Raw genomic sequence first — 24915 nt, forward strand, 5'->3', positions numbered from 1 at the left:
TGGCCGGCGCCCTGTACGCAGCCAGACCGGCACCGTACAATGCCCAGCCATTCCTCCCGATACAACCGACATAACGGCCAAAGATGCGTACCAGTCAGTATCTGCTTTCCACGCTCAAAGAAACCCCCGCCGACGCGGTGGTAATCAGCCATCAACTGCTGCTTCGCGCCGGCATGATCCGTCGCCTGGCCTCGGGTCTCTACACCTGGCTGCCAATGGGCCTGCGGGTACTGCGCAAGGTCGAGACCATCGTCCGCGAGGAAATGAACGCTGCCGGCGCCCTGGAAGTGCTGATGCCGGCGGTGCAGCCGGCCGAGCTGTGGCAGGAGTCGGGGCGCTGGGAGCAATACGGCCCTGAGCTGCTGCGCCTGAAGGACCGCCACGAGCGCGAATTCTGCGTAGGCCCGACCCACGAAGAAGTGATCACCGACCTCGCGCGCAACGAGCTGAACAGCTACAAGCAACTGCCGATCAACTTCTATCAGATCCAGACCAAGTTCCGCGATGAGATCCGCCCGCGCTTCGGCCTGATGCGCGGACGCGAATTCATCATGAAGGACGCCTATTCCTTCCACCTGAGCCAGGACTCGCTGCAGCAGACCTACGACGGGATGTACCAGGCGTACAGCAAGATCTTCTCCCGCCTCGGCCTGGATTTCCGTCCCGTGCAAGCCGACAACGGCTCCATCGGCGGCAGCGACTCCCATGAGTTCCACGTGCTGGCCAACTCCGGCGAGGACGATATCGTCTTCAGCGACAGCTCCGACTACGCCGCGAACATCGAGAAGGCCGAAGCCGTGCCGCGCGAGAGCGCCCGCGGCAGCGCCACCGAGGACATGCGCCTGGTCGACACGCCCAACATCAAGACCATCGCGGCCCTGGTGGACGGCTTCCAGCTACCGATCGAGAAAACCATCAAGACCCTGGTGGTGCATGGCGCCGAAGAAGGCACGCTGGTCGCCCTGATCGTCCGCGGCGATCACGAGCTCAACGAAATCAAGGCCGCCAACCAGCCGCTGGTCGCCAGCCCGCTGGTATTCGCTTCGGAGGCCGAGATCCGTGCCGCCATCGGCGCCGGCCCCGGCTCGCTGGGCCCGGTCAACCTGCCGATCGCCTGCATCGTCGACCGCTCCGTCGCCCTGATGAGCGATTTCGCCGCTGGCGCCAACATCGAGGACAAGCACTACTTCGGCGTGAACTGGGAGCGCGACCTGCCGCTGCCCGAGGTCGCCGACCTGCGCAATGTCGTCGAAGGCGACCCCAGCCCGGACGGCAAGGGCACCCTGGTGATCAAGCGCGGCATCGAGGTCGGTCATATCTTCCAGCTTGGCACCAAGTACAGCGAAGCGATGAAGCTGAACGTCCTGAGCGAACAGGGCAAGCCGGTCAACCTGATCATGGGCTGCTACGGCATCGGCGTATCCCGCGTGGTCGCCGCCGCCATCGAACAGAACCATGACGAGCGTGGCATTCTCTGGCCAAGCGCACTGGCGCCGTTCCAGATCGCCCTGGTACCGCTGAAGTACGAAACCGAGAGCGTCAAGCAGGCGACCGACAAGCTCTATGCCGAGCTGACCGCAGCCGGTTTCGAAGTGCTGCTGGATGATCGCGACAAGAAGACCAGCCCCGGGGTGAAGTTCGCCGACATGGAGCTGATCGGCATTCCCCACCGCATCGTGATCAGCGACCGCGGCCTCAACGAAGGCGTCCTGGAATACAAGGGCCGCCGTGACAGCGAGTCGCAGAACCTGCCGATCGGCGAACTGATGTCGTTCATCACCGAAAAACTCAGCCGCTGAGCGTAACGATGCCCACCGGAAGACCCCTGCGCCTATTCGCCGCCGCCCTGTGCGGCGGCCTTCTGCTGAGCGGCTGCGCCAACCAGTTGCCGCAGCGTAGCGAGCATGAGGAGCGCGTCGAGCGGAAGCTGCTCGAACATACCCTGCAAGTCGATGTCGGCCAGCCCGATGTGCTCGAACTACCGCAGCGCCGGGTCCGGATCAACGACCAGAAGTCCTTCGAGGTCACCGAGTTCGAGGTGACGCGCCGTTACGACCGCTATACGCCGTACCAGGCCTGGCGGGAGATCTACGAGATCCCGTTGGGCGCGGTGGCGCTGGTGGCCGGCGTCGGAGCGAACATCGTCAACGTGGTGACCTTCGGCAGCGTACCGGACAACATCACCCACGGCTGGATCAACTATGGGCTGGCCGGGGTGAATCCGTTCATGAACGTGGAATCCAACGGTCGCGCCGAACAGAATCTCGCGAGCATCGACGAGAAACAGCGCGACAAGCGCCTGGAGTACTCCAGCCTGCCCTGGGCGGAGCGTCCGGTCATGGTCAGTTCCGGCAAGGAACTCAACGAACTGCTTACCGACCGTCATGGCGTGCTGCGCCTCAACCTGCTCGACAGCCCCTTCGCCGAACAGGACATCAGCCGCATCTCGCAGATACATCTTTCGGTGAGCGACCCGCAGGATGGTACCCGCGCCGATGCCAGCCTCCGCGTCAGCCGCAGCCTGCGCGGCAAGCTCCTGGAAGCTCACGCCCTGATCTATGACGACCTGGAAGGCGATGACGTCCACCACTGGGTCCATCGGGTGAAACGCCTCGCGGAGCTGGGCCTGGAAGAAGAAGCCAGCGAACTGGAACAGAGCCTGATCGAGCTCACGCGCAACGACCCCGAACTGCAGCAGCAGTTCATGCATGCCCTGCTCCGGGATGCCGGACGCCTGGCCGCGGACCCTGGCGAGACGCCCTGACGGCGAACTCGCCTCGTCAGCGACGGACGACGAAGCCAGCGATCCCCTGCAGCGGCATTTGCTCGACCTCGACCGCAGAGACCTCCGCGTGCCGCGGGCCCCGCCCCAGCCATTGCTCCAGGGCTTTCGCCCGGTCCTCCTCGCCCTCCCAGACGACCTCGACACGCCCGTCATCCAGATTTCGCACCCAACCGTCGAGTTCGAGGCGATCAGCCTCTTCCCGGGTCGCCTGGCGGAAACCGACGCCCTGTACCCGGCCGCCGACATAGGCATGCAAGCAGATCCTCGCCATCAGCGTCCCTCCCGCAAAGCCTCGAGCTGTTTCAATATGCCATCGGCCGTCTGCTCGCCCAGCAGACGCTGACGCATTTCCCCCCGAGCATCGACGATATAGGTGACAGGCAACGCTTCGCTGCGAGGGAGCTTGAAGCGAGGCGCCGGATCATCGGCCAGCACGGTGAAGCGAATCCCCATGCCATCGGCCGACTTCTTCAACTCGGCATCGCGCAAGCCATCGAAATTCACGCCAATGACGCGCCCGCCCTGCCCTTCCAGCACCTGCGCAAGGCGATTCATCTCCGGAATCTCGGTCCGGCAGGGCGCGCACCAGTCAGCCCAGTAATTGACCACCAGCCAATGCCCGTCCAACTGCTCCGCAGCGACAGGACGCCCGTCCTGGTCGACTCCGTAATCCGCCGAACAGCCCGCGAGAAACAACACCGCAGCAGCGCCCAGCGGGCGTAGCCAACTCCCCATGTCAGGAACCTCTCGAGTCAGGAAAACATCGGCCGGACCAGGGCAACGCGGCGCGGCACTATGGCGAGACCTTACTGGAAGCCATCCACCTCTGCAAAACCGAGTGGAGACGAATATGGGAAGAAGAAGCCCCGATACTTCCTACAAGGCACAAAGTGCGAGAAGAGTCACGACGATCGCCGTCGAACCGCACAGTTTGACGCAAAGGACCACCCCTATAATCCGCGTGCCACACACGACGCGACGACTCAACCGGCCGTATGCCCAGGCATCGGCAGGATCGACTTGGGGAGAAGTCGAGAGCGACGAGTCCGAAGCCCTTTTAAACGGACACACTGCTGCTTATGAAAGACCATCTGATCGGAAGCGTCCCCGCACACCTGGTGGATGCCGCACGCCCGACCCTGACAGCCCACGAGGGCCTGGTCGCGGACTACAACATTGCCGCCTGGCTACATCTTCCGGATGCCTGCGACCTGCTGGTGTCACTGGTGGTCAGCTATCTGGATGGCGGGCGCCAGCGCGAAGTGGCGGTGGATCACGGACGAATCGACCGCCAGCAACGCATCCTGCTTTCCGGCATTGCCCGCCTACCCGTACGGCAGAAAGTGGAGAACATGCAGGTACGCCTGAAGTCGGCGACGGTCTTTTCCCGACTGGTCGTGGAGGAGTTCTTCGTACAAGCGGTGGAGCAGGAAAACAGGACCCAGCAGCTGTCCGAAGCTTGAGCCGGATCGCTCAGCCCTGGCGCACCTGATCGAGCAGGGGTTCGTCCCGCGCTTTCTCAGGCGACGGTTCGCTGACGCTACGCGCCGGCACCAGCGACTCCGGCCAACTGCTGAACTGCAGCCCGGTAATCCGGTTCAAACGCTCAAGCGCTGCCTGCTCATCCTTGTGATGCAAATGGACGACCTTGTTCGACATTGGGAGCATGAACGGGAACCTCGGCGGAACTACGGAGTGAAACGACTGTCACACGAGGGTTTGCCAGAAGCGTGCCAACAGCGCTTTCCCTGCGCTTGCTGGGATTCCTCCGGCAGAATGCAGCGCCTCATGCACATCGTTCGCCGCAAACTGACACTTTACGTCACCTTCGCTCCCGAGGTTCCGTCCGCCAGCCAGTGGGCCAGGCTTTCTCCGAACAGCGCCTCCTGCTCCACCTGCAAGCGTTCCATCGCCTGCTGGAACGGCGGATACCACGCCTCGTCCAGATTCGCAGGCATGCGCTCTCGGCTAGGCATGGGCCAGGGGCAGCGATTCAGCAAGCGATGCAGACTGTAGGCGCCAAGATCCCGGCACAGCACCCACTCGCCTCCGCCGGCGCGGCAGACGAACTGCTCCTTCTCGAGAAAGTCCAGCAGTTCCTCCCACTCATCCTCGGGCAACAACCAACCCGCACGATGCAAGTGGGTCAGGCGCAGCGATTGTCCAAGCTGCTGGCGCTGGTGGAACACCCTCAGCACGCCGAGCAGAACGATCAGCTTGGGCAGCGAGCGCCGCCGCCAGAGACGGGAAGAAGAGAGATTGCAGACCAGCACCGCGCCGAACAGAACGATCATCCAGGAAAGATAGATCCACAGCAGGAAGATAGGCACGGTGGCGAAGGCACCGTAGATCAGTTGGTAGCCGGGAAACAGGCTTACGTACAGCCCGAACAGGGTTTTCGCGGCTTCGAACAGTACCGCGGTGAACACGCCGCCCATCAGGGCATGGCGCACCGGGACCCGGGCGTTCGGGACCGCCGAATAGAGCAGGGTGAAGGCCGCCACGCTGAACGCCAGCGGCATCAGCCCTAGCAGCGTCTCCGCGCCCGGCAACGCGTCCGGGCCATGGAGCAGCGACAGCGAAGTGATGTAGGTGGTCACGGCGAAGCCGGCCCCCAGCAACAATGGGCCCAGGCTGAGGATCGCCCAGTAGAGGAGGAACCGCCCGACACCCCGGCGTGGCTGGCGAACCCGCCAGATCTCGTTGAAGGCTTTCTCGATGGTCACCAGCATGGTGAAGGCGGTGACTGCCAGAAAGACCACCCCGACCCAGGTCAGGTGCCGGGCCTGGGTGGTGAAACTCTTCAGGTAGGTTTCCACCGCTTCTCCAGCGGAAGGCACGAAATTGCGAAAGATGAAAGTCTGGATCGACTCGCCCATGCCATGGAATGCCGGAATCAGCGAAAGCATGGAAAACATCACCGTCATCATCGGCACTACCGCGAACAACGTGGTGTAGGTCAGCGCCGCCGCGCTGTTGGGAGCCTTGTCGGTGACGAAGCGATGAGCGAGGAAGCGAGCGAACTCGACCCCATCGTTGAAATGTTCGCGCATGCCCTCTCCTTGAAGTCGCGCCGGTTCTTCGCCTCTCGGGGCGGTACTTCGCGCCGACGGGTTCAGTCCTGGTCGACGAGGCGGTTAGAATAGCCGTCACTTCACCGGCCATGCGACCCCTGACATGAGCGAACTGATCCTGTTGCACAATCCGCGCTGCTCGAAATCCCGCGCAGCGCTCGAACTGCTCGAAGCCCGCGGCCTGCAACCGCAAGTGGTGCGCTATCTGGAAACCCCGCCGAGCGCCGCCGAGCTGAAAGCGATCCTGGCCAAGCTCGGCATTCCCGCCCGCCAGTTGCTGCGGACCGGGGAGGACGAATACAAGGCCCTCGGCCTGGATGAGCCCAGTCTTGGCGAAGAGGCCATCATCGAGGCAATGGCCAGGCATCCGAAGCTGATCGAGCGTCCGGTGCTGGTCGCGGGTGATAAGGCGGTGGTTGGCCGGCCTCCGGAAAGAGTCCTGGAGATCCTCGTTTGAGCAGTCCCTACATCCTGGTGCTGTACTACAGTCGCCATGGCGCTACCGCGGAAATGGCCCGGCAGATCGCCCGTGGCGTCGAACAAGGCGGCTTCGAAGCGCGCGTACGCACGGTTCCCGCGGTATCCACCGAATGCGAAGCGGTCGCCCCGGACATCCCCGCGGAGGGGGCGCTGTACGCAACCCTGGAGGACCTGAAGAACTGCGCGGGCCTGGCCCTCGGCAGCCCGACCCGTTTCGGCAACATGGCTTCCCCGCTGAAATACTTCCTCGACGGTACCAGTAGCCTGTGGCTGACCGGCGGCCTGGTCGGCAAGCCGGCAGCGGTCTTCACCTCCACCGCCAGCCTGCACGGCGGCCAGGAGACCACTCAGTTATCGATGCTGTTGCCGTTGCTGCACCACGGCATGCTGGTGCTGGGCATTCCCTACAGCGAACCCGCCCTGCTGGAAACCCGCGGCGGCGGCACGCCTTACGGCGCCAGCCACTTCGCCGGCGCCGATGGCAAGCGCAGCCTCGATGAGCACGAACTGACCCTGTGTCGCGCGCTGGGCAAACGCCTGGCGGAAACCGCCGGCAAGCTGGGGAGTTGAAATGGCCCGCAAGAACAAACCGCTGCCCGAAGTAGCGTGGCTGCAGCCGCGCCTGGCGCTCAGCCGCGCCATCAGCCTGGGAAGCTTCGTCGGCCTGGTCCTGCTCATCCTCATTCGCGACCTGATCTACGCGGACGCCCATGGTGCGGCGAGCTGGGTGCCCTGGCTGGTCCTCGCCTTCAAGCTGCTGCCGCTGCTGGTGGTGGCCCCCGGACTGCTCATGGGCAGCGCGCGCGGGCATGCCTGGGCCTGCTACGTGGTCAACCTGTATTTCATCCTCGGCGTACTCGCCGCCTTCGATCCCACGCAGCGCCTGTTCGGCTGGGCCGAAGTGCTATTCAGCGTGACCTTGTTCTGCGCCGCGCTGCTCTATACGCGCTGGCGATTCCAGTACGACCGAAGGGTCGCCGGGGAACGCTGATGGTAAGGCAGGAGCCCCTCCTGCCCTGCCTGCGCCGCTTTCCAGTGCCGACCGCCGGTAAGCCTGCGGACAGCCAGCGCTCCGGTATTGCCGGCGCATGGATGGAGAGACGGATAGAAGGCGGTCACTTCCTGCCGCAAGCGAAACCCAAGGACTGCGGCACGGCCATGCGGGAGTTCGTCGACGGACTGTCGACGCCTACCAGCCGAGGGTTTCCTTGAGGAAAGGAATGGTCAGCTTGCGCTGAGCCTGGAGCGAAGCGCGATCCAGTTGCTCCAGCAGATCGAACAGAGAGTTCATGCTGCGCGAACCGCGGTTGAGGATGAAACGACCGACTTCATCGGTCAGATGCAAGCCACGACGGGATGCCCGCAGTTGCAGGGCACGAAGCTTGTCCTCGTCGGAAAGACCGTGCAACTGGAAGATCAGCGCCATGGTGAGGCGGGACTTCAGGTCCGGCAGCTTGACCTGCAGCTCCCGGGGCGACTTCGATGCCGCCAGCAGCAGGCGCCGACCGGTATCGCGCAGTCGATTGAACAGGTGGAACAGCCCCTCTTCCCACTCTCGCTTGCCAACCAGCACATCCAGGTCGTCGATGCAGACCAGCTCGCACTGCTCGAGATCGTCGAAGATTTCCGGGCCGTACTGCACCAGATCGGCCATCGGCAGGTAGATGGTTCGCTCTTCGAACTGCTCGAAACGCAAGCAGGCCGCCTGCAACAGGTGGCTGCGGCCGACGCCGTCGTGTCCCCAGAGGTAGATGAGGCTTTCCGCCCAGCCAGCCTCGGCTTCGCACAAACGCTCGACATATCCCAGTGCCGCGGCATTGGCACCGGGATAGTAGTTGGCGAAGGTGGCGTCGTCGCGCAGACGCACACTGAGGGGAAGCTGAATAGGTTTCATGCCAGGCTGGGCGGACAATCCGAAAACGCCGCAGGAGTCACCGTAAAGGCTGCAAAGTTTATACGCCTCGGCAGGGCCGCACAATGAGCAACTAGGCAAGCAAAATCAAAGGTTTGCCGATAGCCGAGGCTCCTTGCCCAGAGCATCGGCCGGTCGCGCGCCGGCCCGCTCCGTTGCATAGGAGCGGATCGGCGCGCCGACTCACTGCCAGCGGAAATTCAGTTGGGTCGACGACGGCACCGCCGCGCTGGGCGCTGCGGGCTGGCCAGAGGCATCCAGCGGTACGCTGTCGGCCGGGATTTCCTGCAACTGCGCCAGGCCCAGCTGGGCACGCAATTGCTCGGGACTGGCCTTCACGGAATAGTCGAGGCGATCGCCCCGCACGCCTACCAGACGCGCGCCGAACGGATCGAGCAGGCGTTGCAACTCGGCATAGCGTGCCAGTGTCGCGCCCTGGACCTGGAGGGTCAGGCCGGTCGCCGCTCCCGGCGTGGCAACGAAACGGGTAGACAGGCGGTTGCCGACGGCCAGCATCACGCTGTCTGCCAACGCGTCGGGCGTAGCGCCTTCAGCCTGGCCTTGCTCCCGCGAATCGCCCATCCACAGCCGCCATTGCGCCTGCCATTTGCCGTCCGCCTCCTTGGCGTCCACTGCCAGCAAGGCATCGGCGGCATAACGCTCGGAGGCTGCGCGCAGGGCATCGGGTTGGGCGGCGGTGAGGTTCTCCGGGGTACCGACGATCTGTTCGTCGAGATCCGCCAGAGGCAGGCGCAACGGCAAGCCGCGGTTCTGCGCCGCACGCTTGAGCGGTTCGGCCGAGGCCTGGTTGTCACCGACCAGGGAGCTGCCATCGGCGCTTTCGTTCAGCCACCAGGCCAGCACCGCCGGCCGGTTGGCGCCCCAGCTCGGCAGGCCGGCGGCCCGCAGCGCATTACCGGTGGCGGTCGGATCGAAATCGACCACCAGCGCCAGCGGCGGACCATTTTCGAAGGCGTATTGACTGATCAGTTGCTGCGGATCCTTCAGGTACCCCGCCAATGCCGGGTTCTGCGGCGCCTGCGGATTGCCGGTCAGACGCACCAGCAGGGTCTGCAGGGCTCGCACCAGTCCGGCATCGCGCTCTCCGGGCTGCTGCGACGAAACCGGCTCGTGGACCTGGTAGAGATTGGGGACCGTTGCCGCGAAGACGGGCAAGCCTAGCAGGGAAAAACAGAGAACGAAGAGTCGGGCTATGCGCATGGAGGGCTCTCGACGAACGGATGGGAACGGCGGCGACGAGCTGTGAAGGCCGCGCAAGTGGACCTATACCTTAAACAGCAGTCCGTCCAGCGGCAACCGAGATGGCCGCTGCGTGGCAAGCCTGATAAAATCGCGCGCCTTCAAAACCGGCAAACAGCGTTGCACGCCTGGGCGGCCGGCCGATCTCCGAATTACCCCTATAGGCCTGGATTTATGAGCAGCAAGCAACCCTCGTTGAGCTACAAGGACGCTGGTGTGGACATCGACGCCGGCGAAGCCCTGGTGGAACGCATCAAAGGCGTGGCCAAGCGCACCGCACGCCCGGAAGTGATGGGCGGCCTCGGCGGCTTCGGCGCCCTCTGCGAAATCCCGGCCGGCTACAAGCAGCCGGTGCTGGTATCCGGCACCGACGGGGTGGGCACCAAGCTGCGCCTGGCGCTCAACCTGAACAAGCACGACAGCATCGGCCAGGACCTGGTGGCGATGTGCGTCAACGACCTGGTGGTCTGCGGCGCCGAGCCGCTGTTCTTTCTCGACTACTACGCCACCGGCAAGCTCAACGTCGACGTCGCCGCCACCGTAGTCACCGGCATCGGTGCCGGTTGCGAACTGGCGGGCTGTTCCCTGGTCGGCGGCGAGACCGCCGAAATGCCCGGCATGTACGAAGGCGAAGACTATGACCTGGCCGGCTTCTGCGTCGGCGTCGTGGAAAAGGCCGAGATCATCGACGGCTCCAGGGTCCAGGCCGGCGACGCGCTTATCGCCCTGCCCTCCTCCGGCCCGCACTCCAACGGCTACTCCCTGATCCGCAAGATCATCGAGGTTTCCGGCGCCGACATCGAGCAGGTCCAACTCGACGGCAAGCCGCTGGCCGACCTGCTGATGGCGCCGACCCGCATCTACGTCAAGCCGCTGCTCCAACTGATCAAGCAGACCGGCGCGGTCAAGGCCATGGCTCACATTACCGGCGGCGGCCTGCTGGACAACATCCCGCGCGTCCTGCCGGACAACGCCCAGGCCGTGATCGATGTCGCCAGCTGGAACCGTCCGGCGGTATTCGACTGGCTGCAGGAACAGGGCAACGTCGACGAGACCGAGATGCATCGCGTACTCAACTGCGGCGTCGGCATGGTCATCTGCGTGGCCCAGAGCGACGCCGAGAAAGCCCTGGAAGTCCTGCGTGCCGCCGGCGAGCAACCCTGGCAGATCGGTCGCATCGAAACCTGCGGCGCGGACGCCGAGCGCGTGGTCCTGAACAATCTGAAAAACCACTGATGCCGAAACTCTGCAATGTCGTGGTGCTGATTTCCGGCTCCGGCAGCAACCTGCAGGCGCTGATCGACAGCCTCCGGGACGGCGCCACGCCGGCCCGGATCCGCGCGGTGATCTCCAACCGCGCGGACGCCTATGGCCTGGAACGCGCGCGCCAGGCCGGCATCCAGACCGAGGTGCTCGATCACAAGGCCTATGCCGATCGCGAAAGCTTCGACCAGGCCCTGGCACAACGGATCGATGCCCATGAACCGCACCTGGTGATCCTTGCCGGGTTCATGCGCATCCTCAGCGCCGATTTCGTTCGCCATTACCAGGGGCGACTGCTGAATATCCATCCCTCGTTGCTGCCGCGCCACAAAGGGCTGCATACCCATCAACGCGCCCTCGAAGCCGGCGACCGCGAGCACGGTTGCAGCGTGCACTTCGTGACGGAGGAACTCGATGGGGGGCCACTGGTCGTACAGGCAGTAATCCCGGTAGAGTCGCAAGATACGCCGGAACGCCTGGCCAGACGGGTTCACGAGGAAGAACACCGGATCTACCCGCTGGCCATGCGCTGGTTCGCCGAGGGCCGCTTGCGCCTGGGCGAACAAGGCGCCCTGCTGGATGGCCAGGCCTTGCCTGCCACCGGCCATCAGATTCGCACCAAGGAGATTCGCAATGCGTAAAGCCATGCTGTTCCTGCTGACGCTGCTGACCCTGCCGGCCTATGCCTTCGAGCTGAAGCCGTTCACCGCCAGCTATACCGCCGACTGGAAACAGATGCCCATCAGCGGCAATGCCTCCCGCAGCCTGAAGGCTCTCGGCGACGGCCGCTGGCAACTGGACTTCGAGGCCTCCATGCTGCTGGCCAGTCTCAACGAAGTCAGCACCTTCAAGGTCGAGAACGACACCTTCCTGCCGCAGACCTACCGCTTCGCCCGCCAGGGTCTGGGCAAAGGCAAGCAGATCGAGCTGGACTTCGACTGGTCGCAGAAGCAGGTGCTCGGCAGCGACCGCGGCGATGCGGTGCGGCAACCCCTGAATCGCGGTCAACTGGACAAGTCCACCTATCAACTGGTCCTGCAGCATGACGTTGCCGACGGCAAGAAGAGCATGAGCTACCAGATCATCGAGGGCGAGGATGTCGATACCTACGACTTCCGGGTTCTCGGCGAGGAAAAGGTACGCACCCAGGCCGGCCTGATCAACGCGATCAAGGTCGAGCGCGTGCGTGATCCGGGCAAGAGCAACCGCAAGACCATCCTCTGGTTCGCCAAGGACTGGGACTACCTGCTGGTCCGCCTGTACCAGATGGAAACCGACGGCAAGGAATACCAGATCATGCTCAAGGAAGGCACCATCGACGGCAAGACCGTCACTGGCGAAAAGAGCTGATCCCCCCTCCCACGAAAAGCCGGGCCATTGCCCGGTTTTTTATTGCCCGCGGATCAGCCGCAGGCCTGGTGCTCGCGGCAGATCAGTTCGGCATCGGCATCGCTCAACGGCTCCCCGGTTAGACCGCAGAAGGGCGAGCCCGCACGCCGTTGATGGAACCGGCAGGACCGACAAAGGCCGAAACCAGGCACATCCTCCTGACGCTGGATGACGACCAGAAGATCACGCAACAAGCCTTGCAAGTGTTCACCCTTCTCGCCCAGTGCCGTGACGGCCTGCTCGAGGAACTGCGGCGGAATCACCGCCTCGATCAGCGCGCGCCCCGCATCGGTCAGCCGCAGATGAACGCTGCGCCGATCCCGCGCATCCGGCAGCTTGCTGATCAGCCCCCTCCCTTCCAGCACCTTGAGCGATTGCGACACTGTGCCCTTGGTCAAGCCGAGGTATTCGGTCACGCCCAGCGGAGTATCCGAATAGCGATTACAACGCGCCAGGTAATGCAAGGCGCTCAACTGCACCGGCTGCAGCTCAGCCACCAGCGGCTGCTCGCGGGACCAGGCACGCATCAGGCTGGTCAGCCTTTCCAGATAATCGTAAAGGGCGATGGCGGACATGGGATACCTCCTTGCCAATATAGTATCGACTAAAAACATGTTTGACAAAGAGGTCGCCCCTTGTTTAGGCTGAAAACGTATCGTATCGATACTAAATTCCTACAGGAGAATCAGCATGACCAAAGCCATCTACTACCACGCCGGCTGCGCAATCTGTGTCGAAGCCGAACGTTCCTTGCTGCCATTGCTCGATCGCAAGCAGGTGGACATCGAAGTGGTCCATCTCGCCGAACAATCGGCACGCATCGCCGAGGCGGAAAAGGCCGGGGTCAAGTCGGTTCCTGCCCTGGTTGTCGACGGACAGGTACTGCACCTTAACTTCGGTGCGGCGCTCAGCGATCTGAAATAAGGAGAACGGCCATGGAGGTGAAGATCTTCGACACCCATGTGCGAACCCGCGACGGCCGCTACCTGCACTTCGATGTCCTGGTCACGGAGGAGCTGGGGGCTCGCGCCGGCGAGTTCGCTCGACGCTGGCTCGCCGGAAGAGGCATAGACGAGGCCGATATCAGCCAGGGGCATTGCAGCTACTGCCATAGCGAGATTGCGACAGCAGAGGTTGCCGAAGCCATTCGGCTCCATGGCCATTACATCCTTCCCCTGGAAGGCTGTTGAGGCCAATGGACAGCTACCACCCGATCGCCTGCGATCTCCATGACTACCTGGAGATCGCCTGCCTCTACCGCTACCGGTTGCTCCTCGAACTCGAGGATGGTGTTCGCTTCGAAGCCGAGGCGCGCACGACGCATACCCGGGCCGTTCGGCCAGGCGGCGGCAAGGAGGAATACCTTGAGGTGGCCGTCGAAGGAGCGACTCTGCTGCTGCGCCTGGATCGCCTGTTGGCGATTACCGCCCTCACGGAAGCGGCCTTGTTCGGCCGCATACGCCTGAGGGAAGAGGCCTGTTCCAGAGCATCCGGCATGCCACCTTCACACCTTGGAAACTGAAAAGGTTTTTCTCAATTCCAGGACTATTTGATTAGCCTGCTATTGAAATAGGCTGGATTTGCCTTGATGCAGATCAACCCTGGAGCAGAAAAGATGAGTGTGACAGTGACCGAGCGTGACGATGACCACAAATCCCGCGAGCTGCGTGCGCTTGGCCGCCGCTGCTGGGACGTGCATCAGCAGGGACTGCTGGTTGGCGTCTTCCATAACGAGGATGACGCCCACGCCTATCGGATCAAACTGGAGAAAGAAGAAGAACTGCGGCAGATAGGTAAATCGGCCTGAACCATGCGCCCCCGCGTACTTCGGGGGCGCACCTTTGGTCTCAGGTCCCGGAAAGGCTCCGGTCGAGGCTGACGACTCCCGGCGGCAGGCTATCTTCCTGTACCCGTTGCCGTGGGGCACGCAACATCGCCCGAACCAGAGCCACCAGCACGCCGAGCGCCAGCCCACCCAGGAGGCCCAAGGCCACCACCAGGGCCTTGCGTGGCTTGATCGGCCTCAGAGGCGTTGCAGCTTTCTGGTCGACCCGTACCAGTTCGATCTTAAGGTCACTTGCCCTCAAGGTCTGTAGACGCGCCTGCTCTCCACGCAGCTTGTCGATGTTTTCGAAGAAACGCTCCTCGCCCTTTCGAGCCTGCAGGTATTGCACTTCACGGTTGTTCTCCAGCTGCTTCAGCTCCTGCTGGATCTTCGCCACGCGGGGCTCGGTGAAGTCATCGCCCTTGCGCTTGAGCAAGGTATCGCGCTCGGCGGTCAAGGCATCGACACCCATGAAATACAGGGGAATCTGCTGGTTATTCACCTCGGTGCGGAAAACGCTGCGCGAGCCATCCTGCCCGACCTCTCCCAGTGCGCCCGGGGTCGTCGGCTTGACGATCCCCAGCCGCGTGGCGATCTGGATGGCTTCGTTGAGCTGCTGGATACGCGAGTCGCGCACCATCTTCAGCCGCCCGCGCAACGCCCTGAGCTCATCCTCCAAGCCAGCCCGCCGGATGCTGTCCGCTTCCAGCAACCGGGCGATCTTGCCTTCCTTGCTAGCCTGGTAACTGGCACGCTTGCCTTCGATATCCTGCTCGAGGAATTGCAGGCGACCGTCGATACGTGCCTGGAGGTCGTCCAGGATTCGCTGGCGCTCGTTCTCGATGGTCGACGCGAGCATGCCGTTGAGAATGGCGGCACCATCCATGCCCTGGGGATACTGCATGGACAAGCGGAAGAAAGGCGCCGCCTGGGGGTCCTTCTTCAAGTCCGTCTGCTGCATGCTGAAGGCATCCTGGTTGAACTTCCAGAAAGCCTGCTCGGGGGACAGACCCTCGGCGTTCAATTGCTGGAATAGCTCTGGATGGGCTTCGAAATACTCCAGCCTGCCGGAGTAGGCTGCCAGCTCATTGCCGACGCGATCCAGCGCTTCCCGCGGAGTCAGGGCATAAAGCCCCTTGACATTGACAGCCTCCAGGGCCTTGGTCTGGATCGGCCGCAACAGGACATCCACCTGGTAGGTCGGAACGGCCAACAGCGCGTAGGCGAGCGCAGCGGCGGTCGCCAAGGCCGCGATCAGCGCTATCAGCCACTTCGACGCCCACAATTGCTGGAACAGCTGAACGATATCGATCTCCGAGGGCGAAGCCCCCGGAAGCTGTGAGGAAGGCATACCAACGTCCTTTTCGATAGGCGGCTAGCCCACAGATGCACGCAAAGGCAGCCGTAGGAGATTTCTGAGGAAAAGCATTATGCTATCGAAACGAAATCATCGGTAGTTATTTTAGAACTGCTTCGCATTCCAGAATTGGTAGTTGACCGGCATCCGTACCGGTCAAGCGACACTCCGGATGCGGACCTCACCACATGAGATCGTCGGGCACCACATAGTCCTTGTAGGGATCGTCTTCGTCCGGCTCCTGGCTCTGTACGTTGAGCAGCACCACCCGCCGCGGATCGCGCTCCTGGATCTTCACCGCCGCATCCCGGGGCACGATCTCGTAGCGTCCGTCATAGCTGACGATAGCCAGGCTGCCTCGGCTCAGCTTGTCGCGGATCAGGTCGTTGACCGCGATCCGCTTGACCTTCTTGGCGTCGACGAAATTGTAGTAGTCGTCGCTTTCCAGCTTGGGCAGGCGCGTCCCTTCGATAAGTTGCTTGATCTGCGCGGCCTTGGCCTTCTTCTCGGCTTTTTCCTGCTGCTGGCGGTTCAATTCCTGGTCGCGCGCCAGCTTTTCCGCCTTGGCCTGCTCCGCCGCCTGGCGCTGGGAGTCGTCCTTGTCGACCTGGTTCTTGTGCTCCAGGCGCTGCTGTTTCTGTTTCTGCTTGGTGGCCTGCTTGGCCTGTTTCTCATTGACCAGCCCGGCTTTCAGCAACTGGTCACGCAATGACATGCTCATTCGTCAACGACTCGCTCGCGTGGCACGCCCGGTGGGGTGCGGCATAATCTTCCAGCCGACTGGGGTTCAGCCGGCCCTCGCAGGGGGTATAATCCTCCAGCCTCAGCCGCCTCAACGCAAGTCTCGGCGGCTCGCAAACTGCCACGCATGCCCTGGAGACCCCTCCCTACCGTCCCGAGCACCCGCAGGCACTCCTCCCGGCCCCTGATATCGAAGGCATGGAAAGCAAGGCATGAGCGTTTCTCTCCTGGTAAAAGTCACTCTGGTGGGCCTGTTCGTCGCCAGCGTCCTGTTCGTCCATTTCCGTGGGCGCGCGCGCTTGCCCTTCCTGCGTCAACTGGTCAACCACTCCGCCTGGTTCGCCCCCTACAACTCGCTGATGTACCTGTTCTCCAGCGTCCCCTCGAAGCCCTATCTGGATCGCAGCCGTTTTCCAGAGCTGGACGAACTGAAGAACAATTGGCAAACCATCCGCGAAGAAGCCCTCAACCTGTTCGACGAGGGTTATATCCGGGCTGCCCTGAACAACAACGAAGCCGGCTTCGGCTCGTTCTTCAAGAAAGGCTGGAAGCGCTTCTACCTGACCTGGTACGACGGCCCGCTGCCCTCCGCCCAGCAGCTCTGCCCGAAGACAGTAGAGCTGGTGAGCCGCATCCCCAACGTCAAGGGCGCGATGTTCGCCCTGCTTCCCGGCGGCAGCCACCTGAATCCGCACCGCGACCCCTTCGGCGGCTCGCTGCGCTACCACCTCGGCCTGTCCACGCCGAATTCGGACAACTGTCGCATCTACGTCGACGGCCAGCCCTACGCGTGGCGTGATGGCGAAGACGTGATGTTCGACGAAACCTTCGTCCACTGGGTGAAGAACGAGACCGAGCAGACCCGGGTGATTCTCTTCTGCGATATCGAGCGGCCGCTCCGCTCCCGCCTGCTGACCCGGCTCAATCGCTGGATCAGCGGCATTCTCGGGCGTGCGACCGCACCGCAGAACGTCGAAGGCGAACGCGTCGGCAGCATCAACCAGGCCTACTCGGTCGCCATTCGCGGCGGCAATGCCATCGGCGCCCAGGTGAAGCGCTTCAAACGCGCCTACCCGAAGGCCTACCGAATCCTCCGCCCGGTGCTGGCGGTGATCCTGCTGGTCATCCTCTATCGTTGGATCTTCGGCTGATTCAGATGCCGTGGCAGCCCGGCTGCCACGGTAATTTTCCCCATCAACAGCCAGGCGCGCTCCTCTCCGCTTTCTTGGCCTCGCCCCAGAGGCTGTCCAGTTCCTCCAGCGAACATTCTTCGGCTTTCCGGCCGGCTTCGCGCAGGTTCCGCTCGATGAATCGGAAGCGCCGCTCGAACTTGCCGTTGGCCTGGCGCAGAGCAGCCTCCGGATCGACCTTGAGATGCCGGGCCAGGTTGACCACGACGAACAGCAGGTCGCCAACCTCCTCGCCCACGGCACCCTCGTCACCCTCTGCCATCGCCTCGAGGACTTCGTCCAGCTCCTCGCGAACCTTGTCCACCACCGGCAGCGCTTCCGGCCAGTCGAAACCGACCTGCGCCGCGCGCTTCTGCAGCTTCGCCGCCCGTGACAACGCCGGCAGGGCGACAGGAACGTCATCCAGCAGCGACAACTGCTGCGGCTCCTTGGCCTTGGCGGCACGCTCCTCGGCCTTCAGTTCTTCCCAGCGCTGCTTGACCGCCGCTTCGGCGAGCTTCGCCGCATCGGGCTTGCCATAGAGATCGCCATCGAGGAATACGTGGGGATGCCGACGGATCAGCTTGCGGGTGATGCCGTCCACCACCTCGTCGAAAGCGAAGCGATCCTCTTCGCGAGCCAACTGGCTGTAATAAACCACCTGGAACAGCAGGTCGCCCAGTTCCTCGCGCAATTGCGGGAAATCCCCCTGCTCTATGGCGTCCGCTACTTCGTAGGCTTCTTCCAGGGTGTGCGGGACGATGGTCGCGTAGCTCTGCTGGAGATCCCAGGGGCAGCCGAATTCGGGATCGCGCAGGCGCGCCATGAGGTGGAGCAGGTCGTCGAGTCGGTACATGGGTATCTCGGGTCTTCAGTGAACGGTCCGGGCATTCTGCCCTTTCCGGAAACGAAAAGGCCACGGGCAGCCTGCGAGCGCCCGTGGCCTGTTTCCGCCTCGCCTCAAGGCGTACGGTTGCGCCGCGCCTCGATGATGTTGGGCAGTTGCGAAACGCGCGCCAGCAGGCGTCCAAGAGCGTCCAGACCGGGAATCTCGATGGTCAGTTGCATGGTCGCGGTGTTGTCTTCCTTGTTCGAACGGGTATTCACCGCCAGAACGTTGATCCGCTCATTGAGCAGCACCTGGGACACGTCGCGCAACAGGCCGGAACGATCATAGGCACGGATCGCGATATCCACCGGATAGGTGCGAACCGGCTCCGGCCCCCAGCTGACCTGGATCATCCGCTCCGGTTCGCGTCCCGCCAGTTGCAGCGCGGTGGCGCAATCCTGGCGGTGGATGGTGACCCCACGGCCCAGCGTGATGTAGCCGACGATGGGATCTCCCGGCAGCGGCTGGCAGCAGCCGGCCATCTGCGTCAGGAGGTTGCCGACGCCCTGGATCTGCACGTCGCCGCGCTTGCCGTGGCCGATCTTGCTCGGCTTGCGCGGGATCAGTTCGAGTTGCTCGCTGTCGCGGTCCGGCTCGACCAGTTGCTGGGCATAGTTGACCAGGTGCGCCAAGCGCAGGTCGCCGGCGCCGAGAGCGGCGAACATATCCTCGGCGGTACGCACGTTGGCCTTCTCCGCCAGCCGGTCGAAATCCACCGGCGGCAGCGCCAGGCGCGACAGTTCGCGTTCGATCAGGGCCTTGCCGGCAGCGACGTTCTGGTCCCGCGCCTGCAGCTTGAACCAGTGGACGATCTTCGCCCGCGCCCGGGAGGTGGTGACGTAGCCCAGGTTGCTGTTCAGCCAGTCACGGCTCGGACCGCTGTGCTTGCCGGTGATGATCTCGACCTGCTCGCCGGTCTGCAGGCTGTAGTTCAACGGCACGATGCGTCCGTTGATCTTCGCCCCGCGGCAGTTGTGCCCGACCTCAGTGTGGACCCGATAGGCGAAATCCAGCGGGGTCGCGCCCTTGGGCAGGTCGATGGCGTGGCCGTCGGGAGTGAAGACGTAGACCCTGTCCGGCTCGATATCGACCCGTAGTTGCTCCGCCAGGCCACCGATGTCGCCCAGTTCCTCGTGCCATTCGAGCACCTGGCGCAGCCAGGAGATCTTTTCCTCGTAATGGTTGGAGCTGGCCTTGACGTCGGTCCCCTTGTAGCGCCAGTGCGCGCAGACCCCGAGTTCCGCCTCTTCGTGCATGGAGTGGGTACGGATCTGTACTTCCAGCACCTTCCCCTCGGGGCCGATCACTGCGGTGTGCAGCGAGCGATAGCCGTTTTCCTTGGGGTTGGCGATGTAGTCGTCGAATTCCTTGGGAATGTGCCGCCAGAGGGTATGCACGATGCCCAGCGCGGTGTAGCAGTCGCGCATCTCCGGAACGAGCACGCGCACGGCGCGAACGTCGTAGATCTGGCTGAAGTCCAGGCCCTTGCGCTGCATCTTGCGCCAGATCGAATAGATGTGTTTCGCCCGTCCGCTGAGATCGGCCTGTACGCCGGTGGCCGCGAGAGCTTCCTTCAACTGGCTCATCACGTTGGCGATGTACTGCTCGCGATCCAGCCGGCGCTCGTGCAGCAGCTTGGCGATCTGCTTGTACTGGTCGGGCTCGAGGTAACGGAAGGACAGGTCCTCCAGCTCCCACTTGATATGCCCGATGCCCAGGCGGTGGGCCAGCGGCGCGTAGATATCGAAGACTTCCCGGGCGACGCGGTGGCGCTTTTCCTCGTCGGCGTTCTTCACCGCGCGAATGGCGCAGGTGCGCTCGGCCAGCTTGATCAGGGCGACGCGAACGTCGTCGACCATCGCCACCAGCATCTTGCGCAGGTTCTCCACCTGCGCCTGGGTACCCAGCACCATGGAATGGCGCGGATTGAGGCTGGCGCTGATCGCGGCCATACGCAGCACGCCCTCGATCAGCTTGGCCACCACCGGCCCGAAATGCTTGTTGACCGCTTCCAGGGTGATCTTGCCTTCCCGCACGCCTCGATAGATGACCGCGGCGACCAGGGACTCCTGATCCAGCTTGAGGTCCGCGAGGATCTCGGCGATTTCCAGTCCGGTCTGGAAGCTGGACGTGCCTTCTGCCCAGGAGTTCTGTGCGGCGATCGCTCGCTGCTCGGATTCGCGAGCGAACTCGCAAGCCTCCAGCAAGCCCTGACGATCGAGCCCGGGGACGAGGTTCTGGACGTGGTCCAGCCAGGCCTCGAGGTTGATACTGCCGTCGGTGTTGACCGGCTGGTGCGCTCTCACCTGTACCATCTTGCCTACCCTTTACCACGGTGCGCGTAGCCCACCGATGACTGCGCCAGCCTTCGAACGGGCTGGTCGGATTACGCAGGCATCCTAGCCTGCCTCGAACAAAGCCATGGCCTCGACATGTGCGGTCTGCGGAAACATATCGAGGATTCCGGCGCGCTTCAGACGATAGCCCTGCCTGGCCATTTCGCCAGCATCGCGCGCCAGGGTCGCCGGATTGCAGGATACATAGACTACCCTCCGGGCACCCAGAGAACTCATTTCGCGTACCGCCTCGAACGCGCCGTCGCGCGGCGGATCGAGCAGCACAGCGGTAAAACCTTGCTCCGCCCAGGGCGCTTCGGCAAGCGCTTTGGACAGGTCGGCCTGGAAAAAGTGCGCGTTGCCAAGGCCATTGGCCAGCGCGTTGGCGCCTGCCCGCTCGACCATCGCCGCCACGCCCTCCACCCCGACTACCCGCGCCACCCGGCGCGCCAGCGGCAGGGAGAAATTGCCCAGCCCGCAGAACAGGTCGAGGACCCGCTCGTCGGCGGTCGGCGCCAGCCAGTCAAGGGCCTGGCGGATCATCGACTCGTTCACCGGCGCATTGACCTGGACGAAGTCTCCGGGTCGGTACGCCAGAGTCAGTTGCCAGTCACCCAAGGAGTAGCCCAGTTCGGCAGCCGGCTCCACCGGCAAGGGCTGTTCCGCACCTTGCAGCCAGAGTTGGGTCTGGTGTGCGGAACAGAAAGCGGCCAGGCGCTGGCGATCCTCGTCGACCAGGGCAGTCGTATGCCGCAACAGCAATGCACTGGCCGTGCCATGGAAGAGCTCCACGTGACCGATGCTTTCCGGCTTGCGGAAGTCCTGCAGAAGAGCAGGCAGGGCACGGGCAATCGTTTGCAAAGGCGGCACCAGGACCAGGCACTCATCGAAGGCGACGATCTCCTGGCTGGCCGAGGCACGGAAGCCGACATCCAGACGCCGCGCCCTGGCATCCCAACGCACGGCGATCCGAGCGCGGCGCCGATAGCCGAATTCGGGCCCGACCAGGGGGGCGGCCCATTCTTCCGGCTCGATCCCGGCGAAACGCTGCAACTGCTCCTGCAAGGTACGCTGCTTCAGGGCCAACTGCTCGCCGTGTTCCAGGTGCTGCAGGGTGCAGCCGCCGCAGCGACCCGCTACAGTGCAGGGCTCGCGGCGACGCAGGTCGCTACTGCTGAACAGGCGCTCGCTGCGCGCGTCGACCACCTTGCTTCGCGCGCCCAGCACCCGGGCCTCAAGTTCCTCGCCAGGCAGCCCACCGCTGACGAACCAGGTCATCCCCGCCTCGTGGGCGATACCTCGGCCGTCATGGGCCAGGCGCTCGATGGTCAGGCGCTGCTTCTTGCCTACCGGTATCGCGGGACCGCGCGCACCACCGCTGGGCTGGAAGCGCAGCCCGCCCTTATTTCTGGCCATGGACATGCTCAGCGCGGGTCATAGACGCCGGAAGACAGGTAGCGGTCGCCGCGGTCGCAGATGATCGCCACCAGCACGGCATTCTCCAGTTCGCGGGACAGGCGCAGCATCGCCGCCACCGCCCCGCCGGAGGACACGCCGCAGAAGATGCCTTCCTCGCGGGCCAGCCGGCGCATGATGTCCTCGGCTTCGTCCTGGTGCATGTCGACGACCCGGTCGACGCGACTGGCGTCATAGATCTTCGGCAGGTATTCCTGCGGCCAGCGTCGGATTCCCGGGATGGCCGAGCCCTCCATGGGTTGCAGGCCGACGATCTGCACCGCCGGGTTCTGCTCCTTGAGGTAGCGCGAGACGCCCATGATGGTCCCGGTGGTGCCCATGGAGCTGACGAAATGGGTGATGCTGCCGCCGGTCTGCTGCCAGATTTCCGGGCCGGTGCTGTGGTAATGGGCTTCCGGGTTGTCGCCATTGGCGAACTGGTCGAGGACCTTGCCGCGGCCTTCGCGCTGCAGCTTGTCGGCCAGATCGCGCGCGCCCTCCATGCCCTCTTCCTTGCTGACCAGAATAAGCTCGGCGCCATAGGCGGTCATCGCCGCCTTGCGTTCAGCCGTGGAGTTGTCCGGCATGATCAGGATCATCTTGTAACCCTTGATCGCCGCCGCCATGGCCAGGGCGATGCCGGTGTTGCCGGAAGTAGCCTCGATCACCGTATCGCCGGGGCGGATGTCGCCGCGCAGTTCGGCACGGCTGATCATCGACAGGGCCGGGCGGTCCTTCACCGATCCCGCGGGGTTGTTGCCTTCGAGCTTCACCAGCAGGGTATTGGAGGTTTCCCCGGGAAGGCGCTGCAGACGCACCAGAGGGGTATTGCCAACGCAGTCGGCGATAGTCGGGTACTGCACGGTCATGGAGGCACTCGTTCGGCACTGACGGTAAAGGCTGAGCATGATACCGGGAAACTGGGGCCGGACCCTAGCACCGCAATATCCGGTCATGCATGCCGATTCAGCCGAAAGACCGCCCGAAACGGCATGCGATGCGATGACCAGAGGCGTCCGAAGAGAAAACCTGGCGTTGGACAGCCGATGCCTGACCAACGCCAAAGAAAGGTCCGACAGGCGTTGCGCCTGCCGGTGAAAGCACGTTGGCCGCGGCGATCAGAACGAGGTGGTCATCGAAACGTAGTAGGCGCGACCCGGCTCGTTGTAGGTTGCCGCGCCGGCGTCGAAGGAGTTGCCCTGGCGGTACAGGCGCTTGTCGAAGAGGTTGCTTACCCCGCCCCGTACGCTCAGGTTCTCGCTGAAGGTGTAGCCGGCGCTGACGCCCCAGATGCCATAGGTACCCACCTCTTTTCGCGAGACCACCGGCGTGTTGCGGCTGGTGCCATGCTTCGGCGGCTCCTGGCGGCCGTAGATGGTGCTGGTCAGTTGGGTGGAAAGACGCTCGCTGGCCTGCCAGTCCAGGGTCGAGTTCAGGGTGTACTCGGGGATCACCGAAAGCGGGTTGCCGGTGTCCTTGTCCTTGGATTGCAGCATATAGGTCAGGTTGGTGCTCCAGCTCAGGTCCTCGTGCAGGGGGACCAGCAGGTTGCCTTCCAGGCCTTCGACCACCGCCTTCTTCGCGTTGCTCCATTGCAGGATGTTGTTACCGGTCCCGGTCTGTCCCATGACATCCAGCGGCGCGACGATCTTGTTCTTGTAGTCGTTGCGGAAGTAGGTGAGCCCGGCGACCCAGCCATCGCGCCGGAACTCGATGCCCAGTTCCTTGTTGACGCTGGTCTCGGCGTCCAGGTTCTCGTTGCCGACCAGGTAGCAGCCGCCGCTGCTGGTCTGGATCGGGCAGCCGTTGCCACGGGTATAGAGCAGGTAGTTCGGGTTGCTCTGGTACAGGTTGGGCGCCTTGAAGGCCCGTGCGATACCGGCCTTGACCGTGAAGTATTCGCCGAGCGTCTGGGAAGCGTTCAGGCTCGGGCTCCAGTTCAGGCCGAAGTCGCTGTGATCGTCCAGGCGCAGCCCGGGAGTGAGCATGGTGCCGGGGCGCAGTTCGATATTGTCCTCCACGTACAGCGCCCGGATCTCCGCCTTGCTTTTCGGGCTTCGCGAGCCGGCCGCGGGGGTCCCCGGCAAGCTATCGCTTCCCACGAAGCCCTGCTTGAGCGAGGACGGGTCGTTGAGGGTTTCCTTGTTCCACTCCGCGCCCACCGTCAGCACCTGCTCGAACAACGCATGCAACGGAAGGTTGAGTTCGCCGCTGAGGCGATAGTTCTCCAGCTTGCTGGTGCTGAACGAACGGTCGGCGCCGATCTGCCCCTCGACGGAACCGGCCAGCCCCTCCTCCAGACGGTTGTTGCGGGTGGAGTCGTACTGGGCGACGAACCTGGAAGTACCGAACGACCAGGTCCCGTTGTGGGTGATGGCGTAGTTCTCGCGATACATGCGGTTGGTCTCCGCACCGTCGTCGGCGAGTCCCTGGGTATTGGCGGTGCCGTTGTTGTTCTGGGTATCGCCGGCATAGATGTTGCCCTGTCGGCTGAAGCCCGCTTCGAAATCGACGACCTGGTCGGGGGTCACCTGCCACGACAGCATCCCGCTGAGATCGCGATTGCGTACCCCTTCGCGTCCGGCCACGGTACGGCTCGGGTTGACGGTATGTCCGAGGTTGATGTCGGTATCGTCCGAATCGGTCTTGTTCGCGCTGCCGTACGCGCGGAAGCTCAAGGCTTCGGTCAGCGGCCCGCTGAGGCTGAAGTTGGCGCGGCGCGTGGCGCCATCCTTGGAGCTTTCCGGAATGTTGGTGAACACCGTCATGGAGCCACGCAAACGATCGGTCGGGCGCTTGGTGATGATGTTGACTACCCCGCCCGCCGCGCCGGAACCGTAGCGTGCCGCCGCGGGCCCACGGAGGACCTCGATGCGCTCGACCTCCTCCGGCGGCACCCAGTTGCTGTCGCCGCGGGTGTCGCGTTCGCCACGCCAGCCGTAGCGTACCGAGTTGCGCGAGCTGACCGGCTTGCCGTCGA

The 24915-nt window shown here is 63.6% G+C and carries 28 protein-coding genes; 14 read left to right on the forward strand and 14 right to left on the reverse strand.

Features of this window, described 5'->3' with window-relative positions:
* The first annotated feature begins 83 nt into the window (after window positions 1–83).
* Both HMPREF2914_RS04895 and HMPREF2914_RS04900 read left to right on the forward strand, forming a co-directional pair.
* Window positions 84–1799: a proline--tRNA ligase gene (locus HMPREF2914_RS04895; protein ID WP_003134223.1), complete on the forward strand. Its 1716-nt coding sequence runs from the start codon at window positions 84–86 to the stop codon at window positions 1797–1799.
* Between the two features lie 8 nt (window positions 1800–1807).
* Window positions 1808–2764: a hypothetical protein gene (locus tag HMPREF2914_RS04900; protein WP_003086088.1), complete on the forward strand. Its 957-nt coding sequence runs from the start codon at window positions 1808–1810 to the stop codon at window positions 2762–2764.
* Between the two features lie 16 nt (window positions 2765–2780).
* Here HMPREF2914_RS04900 and HMPREF2914_RS04905 read toward each other — a convergent pair whose 3' ends face one another.
* Window positions 2781–3056, reverse strand: a complete 276-nt coding sequence (locus tag HMPREF2914_RS04905; RefSeq protein ID WP_023092142.1) for an acylphosphatase — start codon at window positions 3054–3056, stop codon at window positions 2781–2783.
* On the reverse strand, window positions 3056–3520 hold the full coding sequence (locus HMPREF2914_RS04910; protein WP_003102387.1) for a TlpA disulfide reductase family protein: 465 nt from the start codon (window positions 3518–3520) through the stop codon (window positions 3056–3058). Before HMPREF2914_RS04910 ends, HMPREF2914_RS04905 begins: the two co-directional genes overlap by 1 nt.
* Before the next feature lie 344 nt (window positions 3521–3864).
* Between HMPREF2914_RS04910 and HMPREF2914_RS04915 the strand changes: the two genes are divergently transcribed.
* Entirely contained in the window at window positions 3865–4248 is a 384-nt protein-coding gene (locus HMPREF2914_RS04915) for a hypothetical protein (protein WP_023092143.1), read from the forward strand.
* Between the two features lie 10 nt (window positions 4249–4258).
* On the opposite strand, the gene HMPREF2914_RS04920 is transcribed toward HMPREF2914_RS04915, so the two are convergent.
* Window positions 4259–4444, reverse strand: coding sequence for a hypothetical protein (locus HMPREF2914_RS04920; protein ID WP_003112577.1), 186 nt, complete (start codon window positions 4442–4444; stop codon window positions 4259–4261).
* 158 nt (window positions 4445–4602) lie between these two features.
* On the reverse strand, window positions 4603–5838 hold the full coding sequence (locus HMPREF2914_RS04925; RefSeq protein ID WP_003117099.1) for a YihY family inner membrane protein: 1236 nt from the start codon (window positions 5836–5838) through the stop codon (window positions 4603–4605).
* Between the two features lie 124 nt (window positions 5839–5962).
* Between HMPREF2914_RS04925 and arsC the strand changes: the two genes are divergently transcribed.
* Genes arsC through HMPREF2914_RS04940 form a run of 3 tightly spaced genes read left to right on the forward strand, consistent with a single transcriptional unit; the run spans window position 5963 to window position 7330 of the window.
* Window positions 5963–6316, forward strand: coding sequence for an arsenate reductase (glutaredoxin) (gene arsC / locus HMPREF2914_RS04930; protein WP_003140785.1), 354 nt, complete (start codon window positions 5963–5965; stop codon window positions 6314–6316).
* Entirely contained in the window at window positions 6313–6909 is a 597-nt protein-coding gene (wrbA, locus tag HMPREF2914_RS04935) for an NAD(P)H:quinone oxidoreductase (protein WP_003102394.1), read from the forward strand. The genes arsC and wrbA overlap by 4 nt, the downstream gene beginning before the upstream one ends.
* Before the next feature lies 1 nt (window position 6910).
* On the forward strand, window positions 6911–7330 hold the full coding sequence (locus HMPREF2914_RS04940) for a DUF2069 domain-containing protein (RefSeq protein ID WP_023092144.1): 420 nt from the start codon (window positions 6911–6913) through the stop codon (window positions 7328–7330).
* Window positions 7331–7528: 198 nt separating this feature from the next.
* Here HMPREF2914_RS04940 and hda read toward each other — a convergent pair whose 3' ends face one another.
* Together hda and HMPREF2914_RS04950 are read right to left on the reverse strand one after the other, a co-directional pair.
* Window positions 7529–8233 carry a DnaA regulatory inactivator Hda gene (gene hda / locus HMPREF2914_RS04945; RefSeq protein WP_003102398.1) on the reverse strand — a complete coding sequence of 235 codons (705 nt, stop codon included), beginning with the start codon at window positions 8231–8233 and terminating at the stop codon, window positions 7529–7531.
* Window positions 8234–8434: 201 nt separating this feature from the next.
* A complete protein-coding gene (locus HMPREF2914_RS04950; RefSeq protein ID WP_003102400.1) occupies window positions 8435–9472 on the reverse strand; it encodes a DUF2066 domain-containing protein in 1038 nt (345 codons plus the stop codon).
* Between the two features lie 213 nt (window positions 9473–9685).
* On the opposite strand from HMPREF2914_RS04950, the gene purM reads away from it, so the two are divergent.
* Genes purM through HMPREF2914_RS04965 form a run of 3 tightly spaced genes read left to right on the forward strand, consistent with a single transcriptional unit; the run spans window position 9686 to window position 12124 of the window.
* Entirely contained in the window at window positions 9686–10747 is a 1062-nt protein-coding gene (purM, locus tag HMPREF2914_RS04955; RefSeq protein ID WP_003109942.1) for a phosphoribosylformylglycinamidine cyclo-ligase, read from the forward strand.
* Entirely contained in the window at window positions 10747–11415 is a 669-nt protein-coding gene (gene purN / locus HMPREF2914_RS04960) for a phosphoribosylglycinamide formyltransferase (protein ID WP_003102402.1), read from the forward strand. Before purM ends, purN begins: the two co-directional genes overlap by 1 nt.
* Window positions 11408–12124, forward strand: a complete 717-nt coding sequence (locus HMPREF2914_RS04965; RefSeq protein WP_003086061.1) for a DUF3108 domain-containing protein — start codon at window positions 11408–11410, stop codon at window positions 12122–12124. Before purN ends, HMPREF2914_RS04965 begins: the two co-directional genes overlap by 8 nt.
* 53 nt (window positions 12125–12177) lie before the next feature.
* On the opposite strand, the gene HMPREF2914_RS04970 is transcribed toward HMPREF2914_RS04965, so the two are convergent.
* On the reverse strand, window positions 12178–12738 hold the full coding sequence (locus tag HMPREF2914_RS04970; RefSeq protein ID WP_003112585.1) for a MarR family winged helix-turn-helix transcriptional regulator: 561 nt from the start codon (window positions 12736–12738) through the stop codon (window positions 12178–12180).
* Between the two features lie 115 nt (window positions 12739–12853).
* On the opposite strand from HMPREF2914_RS04970, the gene HMPREF2914_RS04975 reads away from it, so the two are divergent.
* From HMPREF2914_RS04975 to HMPREF2914_RS04990, 4 genes are all read left to right on the forward strand, one after another.
* Complete coding sequence (locus tag HMPREF2914_RS04975) at window positions 12854–13087, forward strand: glutaredoxin family protein (protein WP_003086058.1); 234 nt, start codon at window positions 12854–12856, stop codon at window positions 13085–13087.
* An 11-nt stretch (window positions 13088–13098) separates the two neighbouring features.
* Window positions 13099–13353 carry a DUF2024 family protein gene (locus HMPREF2914_RS04980; RefSeq protein WP_003086057.1) on the forward strand — a complete coding sequence of 85 codons (255 nt, stop codon included), beginning with the start codon at window positions 13099–13101 and terminating at the stop codon, window positions 13351–13353.
* Window positions 13354–13358: 5 nt separating this feature from the next.
* The gene (locus tag HMPREF2914_RS04985) at window positions 13359–13685 is read left to right on the forward strand and encodes a Rho-binding antiterminator (RefSeq protein ID WP_003086055.1); all 327 of its coding nucleotides are present in this window, start codon (window positions 13359–13361) and stop codon (window positions 13683–13685) included.
* A gap of 93 nt (window positions 13686–13778) precedes the next feature.
* The gene (locus HMPREF2914_RS04990; RefSeq protein WP_003454532.1) at window positions 13779–13970 is read left to right on the forward strand and encodes a hypothetical protein; all 192 of its coding nucleotides are present in this window, start codon (window positions 13779–13781) and stop codon (window positions 13968–13970) included.
* 40 nt (window positions 13971–14010) lie between these two features.
* Here the strand turns inward: HMPREF2914_RS04990 and HMPREF2914_RS04995 are convergent, their stop codons facing one another.
* Together HMPREF2914_RS04995 and HMPREF2914_RS05000 are read right to left on the reverse strand one after the other, a co-directional pair.
* A complete protein-coding gene (locus tag HMPREF2914_RS04995; protein ID WP_009315337.1) occupies window positions 14011–15339 on the reverse strand; it encodes a Wzz/FepE/Etk N-terminal domain-containing protein in 1329 nt (442 codons plus the stop codon).
* A gap of 187 nt (window positions 15340–15526) precedes the next feature.
* Window positions 15527–16066, reverse strand: coding sequence for a DUF2058 domain-containing protein (locus tag HMPREF2914_RS05000; RefSeq protein ID WP_003086049.1), 540 nt, complete (start codon window positions 16064–16066; stop codon window positions 15527–15529).
* Between the two features lie 232 nt (window positions 16067–16298).
* On the opposite strand from HMPREF2914_RS05000, the gene lpxO2 reads away from it, so the two are divergent.
* The gene (lpxO2, locus tag HMPREF2914_RS05005; RefSeq protein WP_023092145.1) at window positions 16299–17237 is read left to right on the forward strand and encodes a lipid A hydroxylase LpxO2; all 939 of its coding nucleotides are present in this window, start codon (window positions 16299–16301) and stop codon (window positions 17235–17237) included.
* Between the two features lie 43 nt (window positions 17238–17280).
* Here lpxO2 and mazG read toward each other — a convergent pair whose 3' ends face one another.
* The 5 genes from mazG to pirA all read right to left on the reverse strand — a co-directional run.
* Window positions 17281–18111, reverse strand: a complete 831-nt coding sequence (mazG, locus tag HMPREF2914_RS05010; protein WP_003086045.1) for a nucleoside triphosphate pyrophosphohydrolase — start codon at window positions 18109–18111, stop codon at window positions 17281–17283.
* 104 nt (window positions 18112–18215) lie between these two features.
* Window positions 18216–20459 (reverse strand): GTP diphosphokinase, encoded by a 2244-nt coding sequence (gene relA / locus HMPREF2914_RS05015; protein ID WP_003086042.1) that lies wholly within the window; start codon window positions 20457–20459, stop codon window positions 18216–18218.
* An 84-nt stretch (window positions 20460–20543) separates the two neighbouring features.
* A complete protein-coding gene (gene rlmD / locus HMPREF2914_RS05020; protein ID WP_023092146.1) occupies window positions 20544–21896 on the reverse strand; it encodes a 23S rRNA (uracil(1939)-C(5))-methyltransferase RlmD in 1353 nt (450 codons plus the stop codon).
* Window positions 21897–21904: 8 nt separating this feature from the next.
* Complete coding sequence (gene cysM / locus HMPREF2914_RS05025) at window positions 21905–22804, reverse strand: cysteine synthase B (RefSeq protein ID WP_023092147.1); 900 nt, start codon at window positions 22802–22804, stop codon at window positions 21905–21907.
* A 249-nt stretch (window positions 22805–23053) separates the two neighbouring features.
* The coding region (pirA, locus tag HMPREF2914_RS05030) for a TonB-dependent siderophore receptor PirA (RefSeq protein WP_070702804.1) at window positions 23054–24915 on the reverse strand (1862 nt) is incomplete at its 5' end.

This window comes from Pseudomonas sp. HMSC067G02 (assembly GCF_001813485.1).
Classification (GTDB): Bacteria; Pseudomonadota; Gammaproteobacteria; order Pseudomonadales; family Pseudomonadaceae; genus Pseudomonas; species Pseudomonas aeruginosa.

Coding starts and splice junctions, on each gene's coding strand:
- HMPREF2914_RS04990 (WP_003454532.1), top strand. CDS start 13,779: ATGAGTGTGACAGTGACCGAGCGTGACGATGACCACAAATCCCGCGAG.
- HMPREF2914_RS04915 (WP_023092143.1), top strand. CDS start 3,865: ATGAAAGACCATCTGATCGGAAGCGTCCCCGCACACCTGGTGGATGCC.
- cysM (WP_023092147.1), bottom strand. CDS start 22,804: ATGACCGTGCAGTACCCGACTATCGCCGACTGCGTTGGCAATACCCCT.
- HMPREF2914_RS04920 (WP_003112577.1), bottom strand. CDS start 4,444: ATGTCGAACAAGGTCGTCCATTTGCATCACAAGGATGAGCAGGCAGCG.
- HMPREF2914_RS04995 (WP_009315337.1), bottom strand. CDS start 15,339: ATGCCTTCCTCACAGCTTCCGGGGGCTTCGCCCTCGGAGATCGATATC.
- HMPREF2914_RS04905 (WP_023092142.1), bottom strand. CDS start 3,056: ATGGCGAGGATCTGCTTGCATGCCTATGTCGGCGGCCGGGTACAGGGC.
- arsC (WP_003140785.1), top strand. CDS start 5,963: ATGAGCGAACTGATCCTGTTGCACAATCCGCGCTGCTCGAAATCCCGC.
- HMPREF2914_RS04910 (WP_003102387.1), bottom strand. CDS start 3,520: ATGGGGAGTTGGCTACGCCCGCTGGGCGCTGCTGCGGTGTTGTTTCTC.
- HMPREF2914_RS04925 (WP_003117099.1), bottom strand. CDS start 5,838: ATGCGCGAACATTTCAACGATGGGGTCGAGTTCGCTCGCTTCCTCGCT.
- purM (WP_003109942.1), top strand. CDS start 9,686: ATGAGCAGCAAGCAACCCTCGTTGAGCTACAAGGACGCTGGTGTGGAC.
- HMPREF2914_RS05000 (WP_003086049.1), bottom strand. CDS start 16,066: ATGAGCATGTCATTGCGTGACCAGTTGCTGAAAGCCGGGCTGGTCAAT.
- relA (WP_003086042.1), bottom strand. CDS start 20,459: ATGGTACAGGTGAGAGCGCACCAGCCGGTCAACACCGACGGCAGTATC.
- lpxO2 (WP_023092145.1), top strand. CDS start 16,299: ATGAGCGTTTCTCTCCTGGTAAAAGTCACTCTGGTGGGCCTGTTCGTC.
- HMPREF2914_RS04980 (WP_003086057.1), top strand. CDS start 13,099: ATGGAGGTGAAGATCTTCGACACCCATGTGCGAACCCGCGACGGCCGC.
- purN (WP_003102402.1), top strand. CDS start 10,747: ATGCCGAAACTCTGCAATGTCGTGGTGCTGATTTCCGGCTCCGGCAGC.
- HMPREF2914_RS04900 (WP_003086088.1), top strand. CDS start 1,808: ATGCCCACCGGAAGACCCCTGCGCCTATTCGCCGCCGCCCTGTGCGGC.
- hda (WP_003102398.1), bottom strand. CDS start 8,233: ATGAAACCTATTCAGCTTCCCCTCAGTGTGCGTCTGCGCGACGACGCC.
- rlmD (WP_023092146.1), bottom strand. CDS start 21,896: ATGGCCAGAAATAAGGGCGGGCTGCGCTTCCAGCCCAGCGGTGGTGCG.
- HMPREF2914_RS04970 (WP_003112585.1), bottom strand. CDS start 12,738: ATGTCCGCCATCGCCCTTTACGATTATCTGGAAAGGCTGACCAGCCTG.
- HMPREF2914_RS04975 (WP_003086058.1), top strand. CDS start 12,854: ATGACCAAAGCCATCTACTACCACGCCGGCTGCGCAATCTGTGTCGAA.
- HMPREF2914_RS04940 (WP_023092144.1), top strand. CDS start 6,911: ATGGCCCGCAAGAACAAACCGCTGCCCGAAGTAGCGTGGCTGCAGCCG.
- HMPREF2914_RS04950 (WP_003102400.1), bottom strand. CDS start 9,472: ATGCGCATAGCCCGACTCTTCGTTCTCTGTTTTTCCCTGCTAGGCTTG.
- HMPREF2914_RS04985 (WP_003086055.1), top strand. CDS start 13,359: ATGGACAGCTACCACCCGATCGCCTGCGATCTCCATGACTACCTGGAG.
- HMPREF2914_RS04895 (WP_003134223.1), top strand. CDS start 84: ATGCGTACCAGTCAGTATCTGCTTTCCACGCTCAAAGAAACCCCCGCC.
- HMPREF2914_RS04965 (WP_003086061.1), top strand. CDS start 11,408: ATGCGTAAAGCCATGCTGTTCCTGCTGACGCTGCTGACCCTGCCGGCC.
- mazG (WP_003086045.1), bottom strand. CDS start 18,111: ATGTACCGACTCGACGACCTGCTCCACCTCATGGCGCGCCTGCGCGAT.